The organism is Paenibacillus aceris (genome assembly GCF_017874035.1).
Classification (GTDB): domain Bacteria; phylum Bacillota; class Bacilli; order Paenibacillales; family NBRC-103111; genus Paenibacillus_E; species Paenibacillus_E aceris.
Map to the genome: position 1 here is coordinate 40,604 of NZ_JAGGKV010000019.1, position 23,991 is coordinate 64,594.

Here is a 23,991-nt window from a genome sequence, read left to right on the forward strand (position 1 = left end):
CCCAATTACAAAGTCGACAGCCGATAGGTGCGCATCACTTGTTCTGCGGCAAGCTCAAGCAGATCACTTGATCGAGACATAGCTTCTTCAAGTGTCATAGGACCATTAATAATGCTGTGTACACTTAGAATACCCGCAGAATAAAGTGCTTCAATACCAGGCCCAATTGAACCAGCCAGTGCAATCGCGGGAACGCCGAATTTTTGTGCTTCCTGGGCAATCCCCATCGGTGTTTTACCCGAAGCGGTTTGCGAATCGATTCGCCCTTCCCCTGTAATCACGAGATCTGCGTCAACCAAATGATCCCGCAATCCCGATTGTGCGATAACGATATCAATTCCCCGTTTCATTTGCGCCTTAAAAAAGCCCAATAGAACACCACCAACGCCGCCAGCAGCTCCGGCCCCAGGCAAATCATGGACACGTATTCCCGTTTTATCCGCAATACGGTCCGCCCACACACTCATTCCCTGCTCCAATTTTTCGATCAACTGAGGAGTTGCACCCTTTTGTGGACCAAAGATGTGGGTTGCTCCATTCGGTCCGAGCATCGGATTCTGTACATCGGAGGCGATGATAAACGTCGATTCAGCGATTCTTGCATCCAACCCGCTGTCATCGATCGATACAATCCTTTGCAGCTCTCCGCCGCCGCTTCCCACAGAACAACCAGCTTCGTCCAACAGTCGTACACCCAGCGCCTGGAGAATCCCGGCCCCACCATCGTTCGTTGCGCTGCCACCGATAGCCAGGATAAAATGACGGCAACCGGCGTCGAGCGCATGGCGAATCAACTCCCCAGTTCCATATGTTGTTGTATGCAGGGGATCCAATTCTTCTTTTTCAAGCAGCTCAAGCCCAGATGCACTCGCTAATTCAATCACGCCAACAGTTCCCCCATGCAAAATACCATATTCAGCAGAGATAGGATTTCCGAGTGGGCCCGTTACAACTGTCGATACTTTATTACAACTTATTCTTGTTAAACTATCCAATGTTCCTTCCCCGCCGTCGGCAACCGGTACCAGGATCGTCTCCGCCTGTGGAAGGCAGCGCTTTATTCCTTTTTGAATAGCAATTGCGGCATCAGCAGCGCTGATACTTCCTTTGAACGAATCGGGAGCAATTATGATTTTCATGTAATACATCACCGCCTTGAGCACTTATTTTCGCACTAGAAAAAGAATGGAAGCCGATAAGCCTCCATTCTTCTGTTTATGCCGGATAAACCGAATTGATAGGTTTCCCTTGTAAAAATGCAGCCACATTTCCCACAGCAATGTCCATCAAGCGGCTCCTAGCCTCGAAGGTTGCCCATGCCATATGCGGCGTTACGATACAATTCCTGGCATACACAAACGGATTTTCCTTACCAGGCGGTTCTGAGGAAAGTACGTCTAAAGCTGCTCCTGCAATATGCCCCTCGTTCAAAGCATTAGCCACATGCTGCTCGACCAGCAGCCCTCCCCGTGAAGTATTAATGAGAAAAGCGGACGGTTTCATAAGGGCAATCCTCTCTGCATTGATCAACCCTTCTGTCTCCGGTGTGAGTGGGCAGTGCAGGCTTACAAAGTCGGAAGCGACGAGCAGATGCTCCAATGGAACACGTTCCACGAATTCCACTCCTGCTTCGGACGCCACCCTTCCCTCTCTACCTGCGACCATCACGCGCATGCCAAATGCCTGCGCCAAACGGCTAACCTGCTTGCCTATGCGGCCATAGCCGACAATCCCCAACGTTTTGCCTGCAAGTGCGATTTGTCTGCTAAGTGTATAGCAAAAATCCGGAGATTCTTCCCAGCCCCCCGCACGCACACTATCGCTATGCATGCCGATTTTGTGGCAAAGTTCCAAGATAAGGGCGAAAACAAATTGAGCAACAGAGTCCGTACCATACGTCGGTACATTGGTTACGACAATACCTTGGCTGGAAGCTGCTTTGACATCAACGACATTATAGCCTGTTGCCAATACCCCGATATATTTCAATCGGTTCAAGCCGGTAAGCGCTTCCTTCGAAAGTGGCGTTTTATTCGTCAGCACGATGTCCGACTCCTGAATGCGCTCCTTTACTAGTTCTGGCGGCGTTCGATCATAAACTGTGACGAAACCATGCCTCTCCAACTCTTCCCAACTCAAATCTCCGGGATTGAGCGTAAAACCGTCGAGTACAACGATGTGCATTCTTTCACCTCTTGTTAATACAACGTATAAATGACTTTATGCTCTGTATAAAATTGCTGATTCGTACTCCCGATGGAAAAAGCACCGAATCCCGATTGCTTAACGCCCCCGAACGGCATATGCGCTTCACTTGCAGTCCCATGATTAACGTGCACCATCCCCGCTTCAAGGCGTGCGGCGAACTCATTTGCATCACTCAATTCATCGGTGAATACCGATGCTGCAAGGCCATAATCGGTCCCATTGGCGATGCGTAATGCATCCTCTTTGGTATTTGCTTCAATGACTGTAAGCACCGGACCAAAAATTTCCTCGCGGGCAATGGTCATATTCTCAGTTACCTTCACGAATAAAGCAGGCTCCATGTAAGATCCGTTTTCATACGTGCCGCCGCTTAGTACTTCGCCGCCATACAGCAGCTCAGCCCCCTCTTCCTTACCTAGGCGGACATAACGTTGTACGGATTCCAACTGCTCTTTATTTACGAGTGGGCCCATATGAATACCCGGTTCCCAAGCCGGACCTACACGAAGTTGTTTAACTTCTTGCAGCAATGCCTCTGTTAGCTTATCTGCCTGTGACTTAAGTACCACTACCCGGCTAATGGACGTGCAGCGTTGACCGGAGCAAGCAAACGCAGCAGAGACAATCTGCTTCGCTGCTCCTCCGAGATCCGTGTAGTTTAGTACCACCGCGGCATTCTTACCTCCAAGCTCCAGCTGAGTACGTGCCAAACGTACGGCTGCCGTTTGTTGGATTCGTAACCCCAGCTCTGTTGATCCCGTGAAACTGATCCCCTTCACCCGCGGATGTTTAGTAAGCGGATCTCCGACCCGTGATCCTCCGCCTGTCACCATATTCACAACCCCGCTCGGCACCCCGGCTTCTGTAAACAACTCCATGAGCCTTGCCGATGCCCAAGGCGTGGCAGAAGCCGGCTTGAATACGATCGTACAGCCGTAGGCGAGCGCAGGTGCTATCTTGCGAACAGGTGTAACAACCGGGAAGTTCCACGGCGCTATTGCAGCAACAACGCCAATCGGATAACGAACAACCGTATTCCGCACATTCCGGCGTTCGCTCGGAACGGTTTCTCCTAAGATACGTGACGCTTCTCCTGCCGCAAAGCGTGCTTCTTTTGCCGCTCGAGCCACCTCGCCCCGGGATTCGGCAATCGTTTTACCCTGCTCGGCTGAGAGCCGGAAAGCCAGCTCGTCGCGATCAAGCTCCATCAAGTCTGCGAAACGCAGAAGAATCGCCCCCCGTTCCGGTCCAGGCAAGGCAGACCAACTCGTGAAGGCAGCATCAGCCGCCTCAACTGCGTTGTTCACGTCAACGGTGTCGGAATCTGCAAAATATCCGATTACCCTCTCATGCTCTGCGGCATGAACAACTTGGAAGGTACGCCCACTATTTGCGGGCCTCCACTCGCCGTTTATGTAATTGCCATAGGTCTGACCGCTGGCTTCTTGTAACCAATTAAGCATTTCATGGTCTGGCATCACACTTTCGCTCCTTTCGTTACCTTGCAGTAATGGCATTGGTCTTGGACATTGCGGCTCGACACAACTGTTTGAGATCTTCGTGCGTTGGTTTTACAGGATTGACAGGCACATTGCCCGACTGCATCGCTTCCTCAGCGATCATATCCAGGGCCTCTTCTGTTACGCCGTAATCCGAAAGCGTCTGTGTAATGCCAATATCCTCTTTTAAGCGGCGTATAGCTGAAACAGAAAGATCGGCTGCTTCCCGCAAAGAAAGGTGGTCGGTCTTCTCTCCAAAAATGACTGCTATTTCCTTGAATTTCTCCAAATTCCCAATAAGGTTGAACGTCATAACTTCAGGTAAAAGGATCGCGTTTACGATACCATGCGGAATCTTGAAATGTGCTCCTAGCGGGATGGCCAATGCGTGCGAAAGCCCAAGGCGAGTCGGGTTAAATGCCATCGCCGCGATCAGACTGGCAAGCAGCATGTCGTGACGCGCCTGCAAATTCTCCCCTTGAACGACGGCAGTCCGCAGACTGCGGGCAATCATCTTCATAGCCTGAACGGACATACCTTCGGAAATCGGCTGTGTCGCTTTATTGACATAAGATTCCAACGCATGCGTCAAAGCATCCATCCCTGTAGATGCAGTGAGAGATGCTGGCAAGGATGCCGTCAGCTCAGGATCGCACAAGGCCAACGACGGACAATTGTATGGGCTGCCCACGCTGAGCTTGACCTTCGCCTTTTTGTCAGATAGCACAGACCAAATGGTAAGCTCACTGCCGGTCCCCGCGGTCGTCGGAATAGCAATGACTGGCGCTCCTTTCCGCGGCACTTTATTAATGCCAACATAATCGCGAATATTACCCTCATTAACGAGCATCAAACCGACAGCCTTAGCCGTATCAAGGGAGCTGCCGCCGCCAATGCCGACCACCAGGTCGCACCCCTCAGTCTTGGCCAGCTCCGTTGCGGCGGCGACCGACTCAATATTGGGATCGGGTTCAATGTCTGAGTAGATCACATACGGAATTTGCTCTTCGCTCAGCGGTGCAGTCAATCGCTCAACGCCTCCAGCCCTCAGCACGCCGGGGTCACTGACGATGAGCACCTTGCTTCCTCCAAGTTCTCGAACATGATGCGGCAATGTTTTTGCAGCTCCATTGCCGAACTCGACAATCGTAGGCAGTTCATAACGAAAAATCCGGTTTATCATCTTGTTTCCTCCCTCTATTTCACTCCATATTCTTGGGCAGCGAAGCCACCACACTAAAGCCTCGATCAGGCCTTCTGTCAACCTGAAGTCCATAATCATTTCCGTACAGCATTTGCAAACGCTCATGAATGTTCCTTAAGCCAAGACTCTTTTTAGGCTCAGCATACTTTCCTGCAGAAGTAAGCAATGATCTGCGGATCGCTTCCAACTTCTCTTCGCTAATCTCAGCCCCATCGTCTTCCACGCCAATATGGAGTGATTGCTCATCGACAGCTGCCCAAATCGTAATTGTTCCTTGTTCTTCCTTCGTCTCAATGCCATGAAAGATTGCGTTTTCCACTAGTGGCTGAATAATCAACTTCGGAATCTGACAGCCCAGTATGTCTTCGGGGATACGTGTTTCGAGCTCGAATCGGTCTCCGTACCGGAACTTCTGTATGCTGATGTAATCTTTGACATGCTGAAGCTCTTCATACAAACTGACGATGGGTGTCCCTTTAATACTGAAACGAAAAATTTTCGCAAGACTTACGGCCATCTCCCCTATGTCCGGTGCTTGATGAATATCAGACAGCCACTTAATGGACTGCAGCGTGTTATATAGGAAGTGGGGATTAATTTGAGCTTCAAGTGAGGCGAGCTCGGCTTCCTTTTGCTTCAAATTAGAAACAAATACCGTAGAAATTAAATTCTGAATGTCTCCGATCATGATGTTAAAATGCTTATTTAGCTTTCCTATTTCGTCTGAATTGTCCACTTTAGCACGGACAGACATGTTGCCCTCCGCCACTTTTTCCATAAGACGGATCAAGTTGGAAATCGGACGCGTAATACGCCGACTTAAAAAGTAAGCGATGATCGTGCTCATCACGATCATGATTAACACCGACACCATAATAATGTTTTTGACTCTGGACGCATCGACGAACAATTCGTTAGCAGGAACAACTGAAATCATTTTCCATCCTGTAGTATGGATGGTAGCAAAGGCAACCAGCATTCGAACATCGTCTTCATCAGTAAAATAGTAGCCATTATCCTCGGCAAAGACCGGTTCGAACATCAAGCTTTTCGTTGGCTCCAGCTTTTGAGTGACAAGCGTCTTGTCACTTATGGAGATCACATTGTTGGCATCATCCAAAATCATGGTGTAACCGTTAGGAGCCACGCGCCCGGTTGTATAAATATTTTCTAAGGTTCGCTCATTGACGTCCATCCACAGAATACCGATTTGATTCCCATACGAATTGCGAACTTTTTTCAAGAAAGAAACTACATTGGCATTCGAACTGACGGTATAACCGCCTACTTTATGTGAAGGCGACCAATTCGCATCTGCTGAATTGGATTCAGTAAAGGTCTGAAACCAGGGAAAATCGGTAAAATTCGGCTTTTCTCTTAATTGATTAGCTGATGAGAAGTAGGTCCCCTGTGTGTCAATGAAATACATGCCGTTAATATCATTACGGTAAATCGTATATTTGTTCATCTCATCTTCAATACTGCGGCTGATTTGGCTTTTTTCGTAATCAGACGCAGCCGGGTACGCTTCGATTTGCTTTTTAATCGGATTGGGTAGATTAAAAGAGTCGTAAAATGCAGTATTAGCCGCTTTCTCAGCATCCTCCAATATGACTTCCGAGTTGAGTGAAAGCTGATGCACGGTTTGTTGGATGGAGCGGCTCAAGTTATTGTTGATAATGTGCGTCGCTACGCTGTAAGCGAAATAACTGACCACCGTCAGAGGCAATACGACTAGACTTAGAAACGAGAGCATAAGCTTCGTGAATAAATTGAAGCTAATCTTCTTCATGGCGCAATTTTCCTGAAGTCGCTCGGCGTCATCCCCGTATGTTTTTTAAACATCTGGCCAAAATGACGGAAATCTTTGTAGCCCACCGCTTCTGCAACCTCATAATTTTTCATTCCGCCTGCTGCAAGCAATTCTTTTGCCTTCTCAAGTCGCAGAACCGCGAGGAAATCCGAGAAGTTGCTTCCTGTTTCCTGAACGAATAAATAACTAAGATAACTGCGGTTAAGGAATACACGATTAGCTGCGTCAGCCAATGAAATATCTTCTCCGAAGTTCTGATTTAGAAACTCGATAACATCACGGATGACTTTACTGTACGGTTTAGGCAGGTGCTGATGCGTCTGTACCGATTCCTGAAATAAAATATCCAAGCTTGCCACCGCGTCGAGCAGTGTATCGGACAAATACAGTACTTCACGCACCCGCTCCCGCAGGTCTGGCTGACTCTCACGGTTGCGATCCTTCTGTAAGGTCTCAAGCGATTCCGCCAACTTCAAATAAAAAGCTTCGATGCTTTCTGGATCATATATACAATCTTTGGTAAATCGATCTGTCATCTTCTCCAATTCGTCCAGCAGCGGCTTCGTGCTGCCAAGCTGAAGAGCCTGCGTAACGGTGTGAATGGTCTCATTCGCCGATAAGGATTTGCCAGACCTCTCATCATTGAAAGCAAAAATGCGTTTGGTCGGACTCATCCAACGTGATTTGATTGCGCGGTCCGCATCACGATATGACTGGCGTAGCCCCTGCAGACCGGAAGCAATACTGCCCAGTCCCCAAGTAGTGGGCACACGCAAATAGTCCAGCACAGCTGCTTGCGCCTGCAATACAAAATCATCTATCGGTTTGAATGCGCTCTCATTCTGCCTTAAAACCAATAAGAGACTACCCGGTCGAAGATCAACCAGTTCACCGCTGCCTTCCGTTCGAAGCAGTTCTTCTAGAATGTTCTGTACGGCAAAATGCAGCAATCCGCCATCACGGAACAATGTGCTTTTCTCTTTAAAAGAATTTATTTTGACCAATACAACCGCATTTCTGCCACGTATGGAATCATTTAGGCCAAGCACGTGCTCATAGCGCTGAAGTTCTTTTTCCCCTGCCTCGCCAAACAATAGTTCTTTCAGCACTTTTTGTCTGGCAATGCCTACCGATTGCTGGAGGAGGTGCGACATTTGATCCTGCTCACGAATTTTACCCCGTTCATCAGCAATTTCCTGGGTCACTTTATCTATTGTTTGTCCCAAGGATTTACTGTCGATCGGCTTCAAAAGATAGTCCGTTACCCCGCAAGCAATGGACTTTTTGGCATAACTAAAATCATCGTAGCCGGAAATAATGACAATTTTTATAGACGGCCATCGTTCCTTGACGATTCTAGACAGCTCCAAACCATCCAGCCCCGGCATCCGGACGTCTGTCAGCAGTATATCAGGCTGTTGTTCCTCAACCATTTGAAGTGCTACTCTCCCGTTAGGAGCCGTATTGATTTCGCCTATTCCATAGTTGCTCCAATCAATCGCCTTTTGGATACCCATCCGCATCAACGGTTCATCATCTACGATCAATACTGTCAACATGCTCTTGTTCCCTCCTGCAGCGGATACTTGTATTCGGACGATAGGTCTGCTAACTAAGGAATTCAACGAAACTGCCCCTTTCCCTCTTCATTCTTACATAGATTGAACAACTTCTATTAATTAGAATATAACGTGATTACCCTCTAATTACACGACTCACCGCTGCAAAATCTAGCTCGCCGTTCTCTTTAGCGGCCATTTCATACAGCTGAAAAGCCTGAGACGTTACAGGCAACGGTTGGCCTTTACCTTCCTGAAGGGCAATACCGATGTCCTTTTTCATTAGATTAAGTTTAAAGCCGGGCAGGAAATTCCGCCCTGCGATCGCCTGCGCTTTGTTTGCAAACATCCATGAGCCGCCGGAACTGCTGCCAATGACTTTCTGCAAAGCATCCAAATCAACACCAAGCCGTTCGGATAAGGCAATAGCCTCAGAGGCAGCCAGCATATGCACGGCTGCAAGCATCTGGTTGATCGCCTTAACCGCCTTGCCTGCCCCGATAGCTCCGACGCGATGAACCGTTTGCGCCATCGCCTCGAGTAATGGCTGCGCCATCTCCAACGCCTTATCGCAGCCTCCGGCCATAACCGTCAGCGTTCCTTTCTCTGCACCAATCGTGCCTCCGCTGACAGGAGCATCCAAGACATGCGCTTGTTTGGCTGCGTATGCCTCCGCAACTTCCTTCATCGCACCAGGGGAGCCCGATGTCATTTCCAGCAGCAGTTGGCCTTCCCGCACTTCAGCCAGCACCTCGTCGGCCAGCAGTACCTGCTGCATTTGCCGATCCTCTGGCAAAATGCTAATGATCGCGCCGGCTGCGGCAATCGCTCCCGCCGGGGAATCGTGTACCTCTGCCCCCAGTTTGCGCAGCTCATCGGCCGGCCCTGGGTCTCTGTGAACAGTCACATGCAGCTTGAAGCCTGCTTTCACCAAGTTTCTGGCCATCGGTAATCCCATTGCGCCCAGGCCAAGAAAAGCAATTTGGCGCATATCTAGCGGATTCATCGTGATTTCCCCCTTTTGAGTAAACGTAATGATGGAATATGGAAAAACCCCGGTATAACCGGGATTTCTAGGTTTAGTAGCCTGCAACGGACGCATCGACGGACAAGCCCATTTTATCGTACAGCTTGCGGCGGCTCGTTTTATCCGCTTCCATTTCCTGTGTTGCATATTTCGCAACATCCCATGCTTTTTCAAGAGGTACGACTACGATTCCATCTCCGTCGGCAACGATAATATCGTTTGGACGCACGAGTTGGCCGTTAATGTTAACAGGGATATCATGGGCCTGATATTCCACACGACCTTGAACCATCGTTTGCGACACGTGACGGGAGAATACTGGCACCTGGTTCAAGATCAGCTCATCCGTGTCCCGCGCTCCGCCGTTTGTGATGATGCCCCGGCAGCCTTGGCTTTTATATTCCAAGCCGTTATTTGAACCGATAATACCAACGTTCGTATCGCTAGCGTCGAGTACTAGCACATCGTCTTCGCCGATATCTTTGCCCCAGTGATAGGTTGCGATATTGCCGTACCAATGATTCGAGAATTTCGTGTACGCTTCCGGCTCCATTGTAGGGATCGTGCGGTTCGTCGGTACGAATTGAACCGTTTTGGCAAAGCCGCAGAAGCTTGTGCGGAACAAGGGCTTGATCGTGTCCGTATGGATGCTACCCATGAAATGCATCATGTTCCAGTCCATGCCGTCGCGAACATCGGCAACGCGCAGCTTACGGTAAACTTCCATCAGTTTTTGTTTTTCTTCTTTTGTCAATTCGATCATTTTCAGTCACCTCTACATTGGATTTGGTTGGTTCATTTGCAGGCTGTATAGAAAGAGCGATTCCTATTAAAGCTTCAAACCGCTCGATGCCACACTTTCAATGACGTATCGTTGCAGGAATAGAAATAAGACAACCATTGGGATGATGGTTAATGTAGCAAGGGCAAGGCTACTTCCAATGTACGTCCCATTCGGTCCCAGCGTGAAATTCGCCACTCCTATGGACACGGTGAACATGCTGCTCTTTGATAAAATGAGGAGTGGCCAAAGCAGCTCGTTCCATTTATGCATCACCGTAATGATGGACAAGGTAGCAATGATCGGCGACGTGAGCGGCAAATAAATTTTTATAAATATTGTAAAATGATTGGCACCGTCCATTTTGGCTGCTTCCCCTAGCTCATTCGGCAGCGAATCCATGAACTGCTTCACAAGGAACACCCCGAATGGATAAGCGAGTGTTGGAAGAATAACCCCAACGAACGAATTGATCAGGTTCAGTTGGTTAAACACCAGAAAGCGGGTAAACACAATGACTTGATCGGGTACCATCATGGCGGTGAGAATGATCAAGAGCCAGATCTTTTTACCCCTAAACTCCCCTTTGGAAAGGGCATATCCTGCCAGCGTGGCGCCTACAATGTGACATACCACGGAACCAGCGACAATAATGATTGAATTTATGTAGTACGTGCCTATCGGCAGGGACTTGAAAATTAAGGAGAAGTTTTTCCACCCGAACTCCTCGGGAACGATGCGAGGCGGAAAGCTAAGCCCGAAATTCGCATTAGCGTCCAGAGAGATGCCGATCATAAGCACAAAGGGATAGAGAAAGACTACGGCCAGCGCTGCCAGCACGAGCAGCCGGATCACTTCAAGCAATTGATTGCGTCTTGTCATTCGAACCTGCCTCCTCTCATCGTTCCGATCTCCGGGAGATCTTCAGATTCATGATGGTGATGATCAGAATCATCAGGAACAGTGCAACCGAAGCTGCTGAACCGTAACCGTATTGGGACTTCTCCATCGTTTCTTCATAGAAAAAGAGAACGATCGTTTGCAGCGAGCGGAGCGGACTACCAGAGGCCCCGCCGAAAGTATACACATCATCGAACCGCTGGAAGGCGCCAATGACGCCCGTTATTAATAGAAACCAGAGGATGGGCCGGACGCCCGGTATTGTAATATATCGCATTTCATTCCAGCGGGAGGCACCGTCAACACGGGCGGCCTCGTAGTAATCTTTGGATATCGACTGCAGGCCTGCCATCCAGATAAGAATGTTAAAGCCGACCGACTGCCACAGCGCCAAGGTAATAACGACCCATTTGATCAGCGTTGGATCGTTGACCCATTGTTTCGGCCCGATACCGAACCAGGAGAGTACATAGTTGACCGTTCCTGACTGATCGGGAAAAAACAAGACCTTGAACACAAGCACCACAGCCACCGCAGAAGTCACATTCGGTAAAAAGTAAATTACCTTCAACAAACCTTTGCCATACATTGCCCGGTTAATCAGAGCAGCGAGCAGAAACGAGAGCGGCAGCCCCAACAGTAAACCGAACAAACCAATGTACAGAGTGTTATAAATGGCGAGGAAGAAATTCGGATCTGTCAGCAGGTGTTTGTAGTTAAACAATCCTGCGAACTTTTCCAGACTGCCGTCGCCTGAAACATAGAAACTGAGGAGCAGCGTTTTGATCATCGGGTAATAGCTGATTAATGCTAAGACGCCTACTGTCGGAAGCAGATAGAGATACCAGGTAAACTCCTTGAGGAGTCTGCCCTTGCCCGGAGAGTGCCGTTTTGAAACCGGAAGAGCCTGCTGCTTTACATCTGTAACCGCACTCGCGTATGTCGTCGGTTTCATCCTCGAACCCTCCTTTTAGCATCATTACGGTTAGTGAGGAAGTTACTTCTGATCGGCGGCTTTGTTTTTAGCGAACTCATCCAGTACCTCTTTTTGAGCGGCATCCAGTGCTTCTTGAGCCGGAGTATTTTTCAGCAGCACCTTTTCCATGCCTCGTGTTAGCGCAAATTTGGCTGTCGTGAACCAGATTGGAGACATATATTGCGCTTGACTTACCATCTTGAACATCTTCTCGTCGTTGGCATCCGGCTTGTAATCCGGTCCAAGCGACTTGGTCGAAACCGGCATCGTGTTCTTCGTTTCCCATAGGAATCGCTGTCCGTTGCCAACGGACATCCACTTGACGATTTCCCAAGCAAGCTCTTTATCCTGCGTGTTCTTGACCATTTGTACGCGAACGCCGCCGAGGAAGCCGCCGGTTCCTTGAGGACCTTTTGGAATCATCGCGACATCGTACTTGTCTAGCATTTTTAGTGATTTAAATTTTTGCAGCTGGATTGCCGGCAGATTAATGTACATCGCGATATTGTTTTTCGGCGTGGACCATTTCTCGGCACCTTGCCCTTGAATCATGCCCGGAGGCGTAAAAGGGATCATCGATTTGTAATAATCTGCAGCCTTAACCATGCCGGGACTATTCAAAGTTACCTGATTCAGGTATTCCTTGTTGCCCATCTTACCCATATCTGCGCCAAATGTATTGGCGATGATGGAGACTGCGTAGCCCGCCTGGTCACCAGGAATCCGGGTGTATAAGCCATAGGTTTGCTCGCCTGTTTTTGGATTTTTACCGGTTAGTTTTTTCGCTTTATCGAGCACTTCATCCCAGGTCGGATTCTCTGACAGCGACGCTACGCCGAAATCAGCAAAAATCGTCTTGTCAAAGTAAATTCCTGAGCCGTCTACTGCGATAGGCAAAGCATTGTTGACTGTTTTCCCATCCTTATCGACTTCCAAAGGACCGGTAAGCAACGTCGGTGATAAATATAAATCCTTGCTCCACTCTTTGTCTTTTTCCTCAAACGGTGTCAAATCCTCGCTCAAGCCCTGGTTCCACATAAATTTACTGTCCGATTCTATGGATACATCGATTTGACGCGATTCTACCAACGCCTTCGCTTTCGCTTGATGATCCTTATACGGATATGTGACAACCTCAAAGTCAATGTTCGGGTAATCCTGCTTGAGCCGCTTCTTCAGCTCGTCAGCACCATAGACCATTTCCCCCGTGAGCGGGTCAGGTGCTGTCTGATCGTTCAAACCTACGTAACCGATTCGGATTTTCCCTTTCAATTCAGGCTTTGCTTTGACAGGAGAAGTCGACTTCCCTGTTGCCTCACCTGCTGTACTTCCACCTTGAGTAGCATCCTTACTCTCTCCGCTGCTGCAGCCTGCAGAAGTTGCTAGTAGTATTGCAGCCATTGATAACGTAAGCCATTTACGATTCATTATTCGGCCTCCCTAAGCTCTTATGTACGGTACCGCTTACATCCTTATTGTAGCGGAGCCTGGACATAATTGTTAGGCGGCCCTGTTTGGATTATGTTGATTATGTTTAGCTACTTTCTATGTCAACTACGATACCATCAAGTCTTCCCACTTCACGTATATACGTGGAGCATGCTTGGTGCTCCGGATTAAGTTCATAGGCTTGAAGCGCATCTCGATTTTCAAATCGAATACTGAGAACAACCTGAAAGCCTTGACTTCTTTCGGAAAAGTTGAAGCCGGCCTGCAGGTCCATAACGCCCCATAAATGATTTTTTAACGATTTAAAACGTTCAATCACTTCTTGCAATTGTTCGTTGGTCGTGCTCTCCTTAAATTTAAGCAGGATGATATGATCCAGCATGCTTGCTCCCCACCCTTTTCAAATTGTCTTTCCACATTTATGTTTGGGAGCTTTCAATGACTGGGGCATTTTGGATAGCGGCTTCGCTAAGCTGCAAACCGTATTTCAAGCCAATGTCATTCAACTCATCAACCACCTTGAGCGGAAGCTGAATGCCTTCTCGCTTAAGTCTCTCCGTCTGTCTATGTTCAATTTCACCGGGTACCAAAATCTCCTTCACACCGGGTGCTTTAGGTTCATTTTTTATTTGGCGGATGTACAGATCGACCCTTTGTTTAAACAACTCGAGCGGAATGAAACGGCTAATATCCACCGCTATGAAAAAATGACCTACGTTTTGCGGTTCATCCCAATTTTCATACATGTTATTCACGTACTGCCCATAGCCCGCGCCGGTTAACACCCCCGACAAAATATCAATAAACATGGATATAGCATATCCCTTCGGACCTCCGACAGGAAGAACAGATCCTTCCAATGCGGCCACCGCATCGGTCGTCGGATTTCCCTCTTTATCGATCGCCCATCCTAAAGGAATCTCTTCCCCCTTTTGTGCTGAGACGATGATCTTCCCTCTTGCAACAACGCTTGTTGCCATGTCCAGGATAAATGGGGTCTCCTCCCCAGCCGGAACCCCAATACATAAAGGATTCGTGCCGATGAAAGGACGAATTCCGCCCGACGGCGGCATCGTCTGCGATGCGTTAGACATCACAAGCAGAATCAGATTTTGTTCGATCGCTTTCTTCGCATAGTAAGCCCCCGTGCCGAAGTGATTGGAGCCCTTTACGCCCACGACGCCCGTACCGTATTGCTTAGCTCGTTCCATTGCCATATCAAGCGCATAACTTCCCACCACAGCTCCAAAATTATTGCTCCCATCTAGCAGGGCAGTGCTCCCGTGCTCTGACACAAAGGTCGGCTCAGCGTGAGGGTCCATCATTCCCTTTTCGACACGTTTCAAATAAATGCCAGTTCGCACTACACCATGAGATTCAACTCCGCGAAGATCTGCCTGTACCAATGATTCTGCTACCGTGGTTGCACGGTCCGCAGGTACGCCGGCACGAATGAAAACTTCCCTGCAAAAGGATTGCAGTTTTTCCCAATCATACGTATGAGGCAAACTCATAACCCTTCACAGCCCTTCTGTTTTAAAGTCTGATCCACCCAATCGCGGTTTACCGTGCCATCCTCGATGGACTGTAAAATAAGCTGTTCACGTACCTGCTGCTCACGGATGAGCTTTAGCAAGCCTTCTGCATCTCTCAGCGGTACGATGGCCAAACCATCCTCGTCGCCGACAATGATGTCACCCGGTTCAACGATCATCCCTCCGATTGAAACGGGAACATTAATTTCGCCAGGTCCATCCTTGTAAGGTCCGCGATGGGTAATACCCCTCGCATATACCGGAAAGGTGTCATTCGTAAACGCCACTGTATCACGGATTGCGCCGTCAATAATAAATCCAGCAACTTGTTTCTTCTGAGCCAAGCGAAGCATAATTTCCCCAACGATAGAATTGGTTGTATCTCCCCCTGCATCAACAACAATGACATCCCCAGGCTCTGCCAAATCGATTGCTTTGTGTACCATCAAATTGTCCCCGGGTCTTGTCTTGACAGTTAATGCTACTCCCACGAGTTTGCTCCCTGCTTGATGATATGGACGCAACTCTGAACAAATCGCATGCATCCGATTTAGATTATCACTAATATGTGGGGTGACTACATCTTGAAACTGATGAAGCAATGTAGGGCTCGGGCGCTCTGTTCGCTGCAAAATTCGAAAACCTAGATTTGGCATAAAGGCACACTCCTTAGAAAGTTTAAAAGAAAATAAGTTCGGATGATTATTACGATTACAATAAGAGGTTTATCGATTTAGGAAATCGATTTACAAGTAAAATTTAACACGTTTATTACAAATCAGCAAGCGGTTTCAGCAAAAAAAAGCAAAAAAAAATGCGCCAGTCGTAAATGACTGCGCATCTTTATTTATTGATGATCGGTGCTTGCTTTACCGCTTGAACTCCGGATGATCAAATTCGGTTTTAACACGACATGCTTGGGCTTGCGAACCGCTTTAGAACCAATTCTTTGTATTAGGTTTTTAGCTGCAATCCTGCCCATTTCATAAGCCGGTTGTTCGATTGTAGTTAATGGAGGGTTTAGGTGTTTAGCCCAGACCGTCTCATCATACCCAATTAAGGCAATTTGTCCCGGAACCTGTATACCAAGCTCCTTAAAGCCTTCCAGGATTTCCAATGTCATCATATTATTTGTAGAAAAAACAGCATCAACATTAGGTTTTTGCTTAAAGTAGTCGATAACTGCTGCCTTGACCTTTCCGCTTGCATTTACAACTTGAATCACTGTTTGATCTGTCACTTCAAGACCATTTTCTCTCATTGCCTCTGTAAATCCAAATATACGTTCCTGCCATGTACTGATGCCTTCCGGCTGATAAACGAAGCTCACCGGATTACGTCTGCCCATTTGGATAAAATGTTCGACAGCCAGTCGTGCTCCTTGTATGTTATCTACGACTACATCATCAACTTCCAAATCTGAAATTCGGCGATTGATGACAAGAAGGGGGTACTTTTTATTGACGATTTCCGTAAACAGTTCTCTATTATTGACAGTTGGATTGACAATGATGCCATCCACCTGGCGCATTTGCAAACCATCAATCAACTCTGCTTCACGTTCGGAATCTTCATTGGAATTGCATACCATGAGACTATACCCTGACAGACGGCAAGTATCCTCAACACCTTCCAATACTCGGGACCAGAATGGATTACTTAAATTAGAAAGAACGATACCGATAATATTCGTCCTCATTTGCTTTAATCCCCGTGCCATGGGGTTTGGACGATAATTCATATCACGTATGATCTTTAAAACCTTTTCTTTCGTTTCTTCCGTCGCTTGCGAATAATTCCCGTTGAGTATACGTGAAACTGTTGTTTTAGATACACCAGCCATTTTAGCCACATCATCGATGGTTACTTTCAATGAAATTCCTCATTTCATTCCGTGTATAAGTCTCAGCTTAACTACGTATTAATCTAACAAATATAACAGATAGCGGAATACACCGTCAATCTACGGATATCTCGCTATTTCTCCATCTCATTCAACTTTCTTACTCTTCTTCTAAAATGTTCTTCTGTATAAAACTGGGCCGATAAAAATGCTCGAATCACGTCTTCGGCAAGCCATGAACCGATGATTTGCGCTCCGATGCAAGCGACATTTACATCGTCATGCTCCACGCATTGGTGCGCGGAATGATAGTCATGACACACCGCTGCGCGAATGCCAGATATTTTATTCGCAGCAATGGCTGCGCCAACTCCGGTACCACAGAGCATAATTCCTCGATCTGCTTTCTGATCCAGCACCTCCGAGCAAACCAACTTCGCTATATCTGGGAAATCAACCGGATTCTCGGAATGACAGCCAACGTCCGTAATTTCATGCCCCAGTGCCTCAAGAAGCGATATGACTTTATGTTTCATCGGATAACCGCAATGATCGTTTCCAAGAGCTATTCTCATCATCCGTCCCCTCCTTATTTTTCAACTACAAATCAAGAAATGAAAGACGGATATTTACTTGCCTTTAGACCAAGTTGGCAGGTAAATATCCGTTTCTTCGAAGAGCTACTAAAACGGCTCTGAAATATTGTCTCTATTAAATAACCGTATGATCAAGGGCTCTGCCCATGGCCTCATATATTCTTTTCCGTCCCGCTTTATCGCTTTTCAGCTCCTGATGGGCATACTTCGCCACCTCGTAGGCAAGTTTTCTAGGTACGACGATAACGCCGTCACCGTCTGCTACAACAACGTCTCCTGTTCGAATGACTACGCCTCCGATGTTGACGGGCACATCTAATGCGTCGAAACGGATACGGCCTTGATCCATTTTTTGTGAAATGAATTTGGACCAGACCGGTACCCCCTGCAAAATAACCTCGTCGGTATCCCGTACTCCGCCGTTCGAGAGATAACCGACGATCCCGTCTTTAATACCGCCTAGCGTATTATTAGAGCCAAGTATTCCCACGTCAACACCGCTTTGGTCAATGACCATGAAGTCGCCGTTCGTAATGCTCTTATGCCAAGGATCATAGCATACTTCTTTATAGTACCATTTTGCCCAATCCGTATATTCATCAGGAGTCATACTCGGCACGGCTTCTTCATAAGGCACATATCTGGCTGTCCGGGCAATGCCAACTACCCGGGTTCTGAACAGCGGGCGAATTTCATAATGTACGGACCCGTAATGATGCATCATATTCCAATCCATTCCATCGCGCACATCTGCAACCCTAAGATCTTTATATAGTTCCAAAATTTTATCTCTGTCGTCCATGTTCATTCATCCCTTCAATATGTATTTGTTAAATGACTGTGTGATCCAATTCTCTATTCATCGCTTCATATATTCTGCGTCTGCCTGCTTTATCGCTCTTTAATTCCTGATGAGCGTATTTAGCTACTTCTACAGCGATTTTTCTCGGTACAACAATGACGCCATCTCCGTCTGCTACGATCACATCGCCCGGATGTACAACAACGCCTCCGATATTGACTGGCACATCGTTCGCATCGAATTGGATTCGACCCTGATTCATTTTTTGGGAGATAAATTTGGACCAGACCGGAACTTCCTGCATAATAAGTTCATCCGTATCACGAACACCGCCGTTCGTAATAAAACCAACCGCTCCTTGCGAGAAGTATTGCAAAGAATTATTAGAGCCAAGAATCCCTACATCAACACCGCTCTGATCAATAACGACGAAATCACCTGGTTCGGAAGCTTTCATTCCTTTATTATTCGTGATGTTGGCGTAATACCATTTTGCCCACTCTGTATATTCATCTGGCGCCATTTTAGGTATTTCACCCTGATAAGGAATGTATCTGGAGGTTTGCGCAATACCTACCGCTCTTGTACGGTAAAGCGGACGGATTTCATGATGAACCGTACCATAATGATGCTTCATGTTCCAATCCATGCCATCCCGCACGTCGGCCACACGCAAATCTTTGTACAACGCCAACAAATTCTGTCTTTCCTCTTTGGACATATAGTCCTTGCTCATTTAGCTCACTCTCCAATGCCTAAATTTATATTTTCATCCCTAAAAATGGTGTACATCTTTAAGGAACAAAAATCAGCCGCCATGCTTTCTAAAAGGCAATCTTCTACCCCTTCAGTCCGCCTGTAGAAATGCCCTCGATCAGATATCTCTGGAAGAAGATGAACATTGCAAATACAGGAATAAGGGATAAGATCGACATTGCAAACAAAGCTCCCCAGGAGTTATCCCCCATGGAATCCGTAAACATTCTGAGCGCTAGAGCAATCGGAAATAGTTGAATATCGCTGATATACAGAAGCTGACTAAAGAAATCATTCCAGGTCCAAATAAACGTAAAGATCGAGGTCGTCATTAGTGCTGGAACCGTAAGTGGAATCATGATATACCAATACATTTTAATAGGACCGCAACCGTCAATTTCAGCTGCTTGATCTAATTCTCGAGGAAGGGAGCGAATGAACTGCACGATTAAAAAAATGAAGAATGCTTCAACCCCCAGAAACTTCGGGAGAATTAAAGGCAAATAGGTATTGATCCAGCCAAATTTATTAAACATGATATATTGCGGAATTACAGTCACGTGAAAAGGCAGCATTAAAGTCATGAGCATAATAGCGAAAAACGCTTGTTTAAGAAAAAAGTGTAGTCGTCCGAAGGCGTAAGCTGCCATTGAGCAGGAAATCAAATTTCCAATTATGCACATAGCAACTAGAAAAAAAGTATTCAGAAAAAATTGACCGAATGTAACTCCGGACAGGCCTGCCCATCCTTGCTTATAGTTTTCAAATGTGATTTTACTCGGAATTAATGAGGTATTCGTAAAAATTTCCGTATTTTCTTTGAACGAACTTATGAACATCCATAACAGCGGATAAATCATAATTACACACCCGGCTATAATGCATACATGGAGAGCATAATGGGATGCTCTGCTCTTGACCAAAGGGATCACCCCTATTCTTGATAATAGACCCATTTCCTCGATGTAACGAAGAGCAGCGATGTAACAAGCGCAATGGTGATGAGCAGCATCCAGGCCATAGCTGCTGCGTAGCCCATGTCAAATTGAGCGAAGCCTTTCTGATACAAATACAGGGTATAGAACAAGGTGGAATTCAATGGACCGCCAGACCCGCCGCTTACGATAAAAGCAGGTGTGAACGCCTGAAAGGCATGAATGATTTGCATGACAAGATTGAAAAATAGAATAGGGGTCAGCATTGGAAATGTAATATTTGTAAATTGCCTGAAGGTACCTGCCCCATCGATTTTCGCTGATTCATATAAATCAATCGGAATTTGTTTTAAACCTGCCAGAAAAATAACCATCGCAGAACCGAATTGCCACGTTGACAAAATAATCAAAGTGTAAAGCGCAGTGCTTGGGGTGGCAATCCAGTTCAAACCCTCTGCACCCAAATAGTGCAGAATCTTGTTAATCAAACCTTCACCGCCAAAAATTTGCCGCCATAACAACGCAATGGCCACACTTCCCCCAAATAATGACGGCACATAATAAATAGCCCGATATATTCTTATTCCTCGTATTCCCTTGTTCAGGAGAAGTGCAACGGCTAAAGCAAAAGAAAGCGCAAGCGGAACAGCCATCAGTACGTAACTAATTGTTACTTTTACGCTGCTGATATATTTTTTGTCATGAAACATCTCTATAAAGTTACTAAGACCAATCCACTTCGGCGAAGAGAACAAATCGTAATTGGTGAATGCCAAGTAAAGCGAAAAACCCATTGGAAATGCGCTTAAACCAATCAATCCAATCAGCCATGGCGTCAAAAATAAATAACCTATCCAGTTGTTTTTCCAGAACGTCTTAATGGCCGTCATGATTTCACTCCCAAGATTGCGGCCAGATGTACCCTAATATCGTTAACATCCGACCGCAAGAATGAATGGTATAAATATTATTTATTTAATATAGTTGTTGCTTTATCGATAAAATCCATGGCTCCTTGATCAATCGTGCTTTTCCCAAAGGCAACGGATTGTGCAGTTTCCGTGAGAAGCGTACGAACCGCGCCTTGACCTGCCGGTGGAAGTGGAAGTTGACCCGCTGTCTTGAGACTCGTTTGAATCGCTTCCGTTGTTCTTTGCTCAGCCGGAGAAAGCAGCGGCTTTATTGTTTCATTCCCCTTCGTCGAACCGAGCGCGCCCTGTTCCAGTTTAAACACCTTCTCGGCTTCTTCATTGTTGACAAAGAAATCGATGAAGCTAGAAGCTACTTTTGCTTGCTTTGAATTGGCAGATACAGCTAGGTAAGCGCCTTCAACAAACTCCCCTTCCTTGCCCATCGGATCTGTCGGTCTGCGAACCGCGCGGACCTCGCCATCTTTGATGTAGTTTTGATAGAGCGGAATCTGATTGAATGGGAATACCGTGAGCGCAAGCTTACCTTTAACAAACAAACCTTGATCAAGAGATACCGTTAAATATTGCTCTGTAGTAGCCGCATCCGGAATCGCCTTAATTTTGCGCAGTTTATCCCAAATGGAGAACCATGCGACCATATCCTCTTTGTTTACTCCCAGTTTGCCTTCCGCCGTGAACAGTTCCTTCCCTCTTTGACGGGCAAATACCTGAAGACCTGTAATATCGTTACTGTTATCGCCAGAAGCCCAGACCCCCGGGTCTTTGATTGCCTTCTGAAGCTCAGTCACCTTAGCGGTAAAATCATCCCACGTCCAGTTGTAATCAGGGTATTTGACACCTAATTTATCAAACATGGCGGTGTTATATTCCCAACCGGTCATCGTTACACCTTGTGCGACCATGACTGTTTTTCCATTTACTTTGCCAGCTGTCTGCACCGCTTCGGGGAAGTCTTTCAGATTGATTGTGCCATCTTGAACGTAAGACCCCAAATCGAGCAGCGTATTCCGACGTGCATAGTCCGCAACATAAGTCGCATGCATTCCGACCACATCAGGCATATTCCCGCCTGCTGTTTGGGTCGCCATTTTATCCCAGTAATCAGTAAAAGAGCCAAACTCCCTTACGATTTTCACATTGGGATGTTGCTTCTCATACATATCTGCAATGGCATTATACTTCTCATGACGCTTCCCATCCCCCCACCAAGCGAAGCGGATGGATATCTTTTCTTCACTTTTGGCCCCCACCGTCGCTGCCGGAGCTGCCGATGAGTTGGTGGTAGCAGGTGTGGAGCTATTACTGCTGCATGCTGTTAATCCTAAAGCTGATATTAGAGGAATGAATAAAAGCGCTTTCAATTTCTTCATTTAAAGCCCTCCTTTTTTTGGCTAACTCATTTATCCACACTTTTTCATTAACCAATTCGATTCATGGTTTGTGAAATAGCCTAGATCATTCATCAAAGATCGTTTTTGTTGTGGGAAGTCTGGATGGAGGGAAAATCAGTTTGTACTTCATTGCTTTGCAGTAAGTTCATGTGAGGTTCGTATTATTAGTTAATCGATTTAGTTAATCGATTTCTTAACTTATTTTAAAACAAACTATCCGGTATTGTCAACAGGAAATCGATACACTAAATCGATTTCCTAGCCCCGCCCAGAACAAAAGGAGTTTGCTCCTACAAAACACGATAGTTGGGCTGAGGTTGTAGTTGAGCTACTGACGCTTAAATGGATTGAACGAATAAAAGCAAGCCTAACCCCTAATCAATCTCACGGATTAAGCTTGCTTTATTAAACTTTTACTCTCTATACTGACACATCCCGCAAACGGTTTTGGTGCAACAATTAAAATTGATCAAAGATATCCACGATTTCGTTGTTTGATTATGCTGTCAAACCAAACAATTTGTTGATTAATTCAACTGAAGAAAGGACAGACGAATGATTGCATTCGACCTGCCCTTTCCTTAGCATATGCATGACTTCGATTATCATGGTATCATGGATTAGAACTTTGCACCACAACCCCTTTTTCTTAAAACTATAATCGCTCGTCACGGCTAATAGGCACGCTCGATCGCCCATGCCACACCGAACACGAAGATAACGGCAGACAAGCCGAGAACAAACGGCGAATACCATTTCTGCAAGCGAGATCGCAGAAGAAAAGGCAGTATCACTGCGACGATAGCCAATTGACCTAATTCAATACCTACATTGAAGCTGAGCAGCGAACCGATAAAATAACGGCTCGGCAACCCTGTCTCCTGTAGCGCACCGGCGAACCCCATCCCATGAACGAGACCGAAGGCAAATGTGAGCAGCCACCGGTAACGAGGGGTGTTCGCCTTCCTGCGTATGAACCAATTTTCCGCTGCCACATACGCGATGGAAAGAGCGATGGCGATCTCGACTAGGCGCGAGTTGACTCGAATCGCTTCCGTTGCCGTCAGCAGCAGCGTTACGCTGTGTGCGGCGGTAAACGCCGTTACAATTCGCAGTACATCCCGCCACCCGGCAGCGAGAATAAGCAGGCTGAGCAGAAACAATAGATGATCATAGCCCGTCCATATGTGCTTTATTCCAAGCCAGGCGTACTGAAGGAGCGTCGGGAGGGCACTGCCGTTGCCCGAGCTCTTGTACTGATGCATGCGGGTTCCCGTTTCAAACAAAGTATCTACCACATCATCGCCATTCACTATTGTTAAGAAATTCACGTGATTCTGGTCGATATCGTCAAATATCGCCGTATAACGAACAGTAAGATCGCCAATTGCTAGTCTCGAAGTATACTCCAAATGCATCGTAATGCCGGGGTTTTCCCCCTGGTCGGAAAGCTTCGCTGAGACGAAGCGATAGGCCAACGTTTCATCGTCCCGCTTCAGCTCTACATGCTGCCGTACATAATCGGCGAGCCGGTCCCGGCCGGTGGCAAGCTCCTCCGCTGTCACATGCTTATCTTCATTGGCATCGATAAACGGCAATTCCTCTTCAGGAAGAAACAGCTCGTAGACTGCTTGACGGCCTTCAATCGTAATTTGCGAGTAGCCTTTATTGAGCTGATGCGCTTCAGCCGGCAGTTGAATTGAGCACCAACCTACCATGATCGATAGCCATATTATCATTTTCCTTAGAAGGATCATTTCGATTGGACACCATCCTCTTTTTTAG

The 23,991-nt window shown here is 46.9% G+C and carries 22 protein-coding genes; all 22 read right to left on the reverse strand.

Annotated elements, in window-relative coordinates; all coding sequences use genetic code 11:
* Positions 1-5: 5 nt before the first annotated feature.
* The 22 genes from J2Z65_RS26340 to J2Z65_RS26445 all read right to left on the reverse strand — a co-directional run bounded on the left by J2Z65_RS26340 (position 6) and on the right by J2Z65_RS26445 (position 23,945).
* Positions 6-1,139 carry a glycerate kinase gene (locus J2Z65_RS26340; protein WP_167052193.1) on the reverse strand — a complete coding sequence of 378 codons (1,134 nt, stop codon included), beginning with the start codon at positions 1,137-1,139 and terminating at the stop codon, positions 6-8.
* 76 nt (positions 1,140-1,215) lie between these two features.
* Positions 1,216-2,184, reverse strand: a complete 969-nt coding sequence (locus tag J2Z65_RS26345; protein WP_167052195.1) for a D-2-hydroxyacid dehydrogenase — start codon at positions 2,182-2,184, stop codon at positions 1,216-1,218.
* Between the two features lie 14 nt (positions 2,185-2,198).
* Complete coding sequence (locus J2Z65_RS26350) at positions 2,199-3,686, reverse strand: aldehyde dehydrogenase family protein (RefSeq protein ID WP_167052197.1); 1,488 nt, start codon at positions 3,684-3,686, stop codon at positions 2,199-2,201.
* Between the two features lie 19 nt (positions 3,687-3,705).
* A complete protein-coding gene (locus J2Z65_RS26355; protein WP_167052199.1) occupies positions 3,706-4,890 on the reverse strand; it encodes an iron-containing alcohol dehydrogenase in 1,185 nt (394 codons plus the stop codon).
* 19 nt (positions 4,891-4,909) lie between these two features.
* Positions 4,910-6,703, reverse strand: a complete 1,794-nt coding sequence (locus J2Z65_RS26360) for a cache domain-containing sensor histidine kinase (RefSeq protein WP_167052201.1) — start codon at positions 6,701-6,703, stop codon at positions 4,910-4,912.
* Positions 6,700-8,283 (reverse strand): response regulator, encoded by a 1,584-nt coding sequence (locus J2Z65_RS26365; RefSeq protein WP_167052203.1) that lies wholly within the window; start codon positions 8,281-8,283, stop codon positions 6,700-6,702. The genes J2Z65_RS26360 and J2Z65_RS26365 overlap by 4 nt, the downstream gene beginning before the upstream one ends.
* Before the next feature lie 136 nt (positions 8,284-8,419).
* On the reverse strand, positions 8,420-9,289 hold the full coding sequence (locus J2Z65_RS26370; protein WP_240159451.1) for an NAD(P)-dependent oxidoreductase: 870 nt from the start codon (positions 9,287-9,289) through the stop codon (positions 8,420-8,422).
* 73 nt (positions 9,290-9,362) lie between these two features.
* Positions 9,363-10,073, reverse strand: a complete 711-nt coding sequence (locus J2Z65_RS26375) for an RraA family protein (protein ID WP_167052205.1) — start codon at positions 10,071-10,073, stop codon at positions 9,363-9,365.
* 66 nt (positions 10,074-10,139) lie between these two features.
* Positions 10,140-10,973, reverse strand: coding sequence for a carbohydrate ABC transporter permease (locus J2Z65_RS26380; RefSeq protein ID WP_167052206.1), 834 nt, complete (start codon positions 10,971-10,973; stop codon positions 10,140-10,142).
* Between the two features lie 16 nt (positions 10,974-10,989).
* Complete coding sequence (locus J2Z65_RS26385) at positions 10,990-11,946, reverse strand: carbohydrate ABC transporter permease (protein ID WP_167052208.1); 957 nt, start codon at positions 11,944-11,946, stop codon at positions 10,990-10,992.
* A gap of 42 nt (positions 11,947-11,988) precedes the next feature.
* Positions 11,989-13,395, reverse strand: a complete 1,407-nt coding sequence (locus J2Z65_RS26390; protein WP_167052210.1) for an ABC transporter substrate-binding protein — start codon at positions 13,393-13,395, stop codon at positions 11,989-11,991.
* A 106-nt stretch (positions 13,396-13,501) separates the two neighbouring features.
* A complete protein-coding gene (locus J2Z65_RS26395; protein WP_167052212.1) occupies positions 13,502-13,798 on the reverse strand; it encodes a Dabb family protein in 297 nt (98 codons plus the stop codon).
* A gap of 37 nt (positions 13,799-13,835) precedes the next feature.
* Positions 13,836-14,930, reverse strand: coding sequence for an Ldh family oxidoreductase (locus J2Z65_RS26400; RefSeq protein WP_167052214.1), 1,095 nt, complete (start codon positions 14,928-14,930; stop codon positions 13,836-13,838).
* Complete coding sequence (locus J2Z65_RS26405; RefSeq protein WP_167052218.1) at positions 14,927-15,607, reverse strand: RraA family protein; 681 nt, start codon at positions 15,605-15,607, stop codon at positions 14,927-14,929. Before J2Z65_RS26405 ends, J2Z65_RS26400 begins: the two co-directional genes overlap by 4 nt.
* Positions 15,608-15,798: 191 nt before the next feature.
* Entirely contained in the window at positions 15,799-16,824 is a 1,026-nt protein-coding gene (locus J2Z65_RS26410) for a LacI family DNA-binding transcriptional regulator (protein ID WP_167052219.1), read from the reverse strand.
* Positions 16,825-16,928: 104 nt separating this feature from the next.
* Positions 16,929-17,372: a ribose 5-phosphate isomerase B gene (rpiB, locus tag J2Z65_RS26415; protein ID WP_240159452.1), complete on the reverse strand. Its 444-nt coding sequence runs from the start codon at positions 17,370-17,372 to the stop codon at positions 16,929-16,931.
* Positions 17,373-17,505: 133 nt separating this feature from the next.
* The gene (locus J2Z65_RS26420; RefSeq protein ID WP_240159453.1) at positions 17,506-18,192 is read right to left on the reverse strand and encodes an RraA family protein; all 687 of its coding nucleotides are present in this window, start codon (positions 18,190-18,192) and stop codon (positions 17,506-17,508) included.
* Positions 18,193-18,220: 28 nt separating this feature from the next.
* A complete protein-coding gene (locus J2Z65_RS26425) occupies positions 18,221-18,928 on the reverse strand; it encodes an RraA family protein (protein WP_240159454.1) in 708 nt (235 codons plus the stop codon).
* Positions 18,929-19,031: 103 nt separating this feature from the next.
* The gene (locus tag J2Z65_RS26430) at positions 19,032-19,904 is read right to left on the reverse strand and encodes a carbohydrate ABC transporter permease (protein ID WP_167052222.1); all 873 of its coding nucleotides are present in this window, start codon (positions 19,902-19,904) and stop codon (positions 19,032-19,034) included.
* Entirely contained in the window at positions 19,883-20,773 is an 891-nt protein-coding gene (locus tag J2Z65_RS26435) for a carbohydrate ABC transporter permease (protein WP_167052224.1), read from the reverse strand. The genes J2Z65_RS26430 and J2Z65_RS26435 overlap by 22 nt, the downstream gene beginning before the upstream one ends.
* Positions 20,774-20,850: 77 nt before the next feature.
* Positions 20,851-22,185, reverse strand: coding sequence for an ABC transporter substrate-binding protein (locus J2Z65_RS26440; RefSeq protein WP_167052225.1), 1,335 nt, complete (start codon positions 22,183-22,185; stop codon positions 20,851-20,853).
* A 695-nt stretch (positions 22,186-22,880) separates the two neighbouring features.
* Positions 22,881-23,945: a HupE/UreJ family protein gene (locus tag J2Z65_RS26445; RefSeq protein ID WP_244999179.1), complete on the reverse strand. Its 1,065-nt coding sequence runs from the start codon at positions 23,943-23,945 to the stop codon at positions 22,881-22,883.
* Positions 23,946-23,991 lie beyond the last annotated feature (46 nt).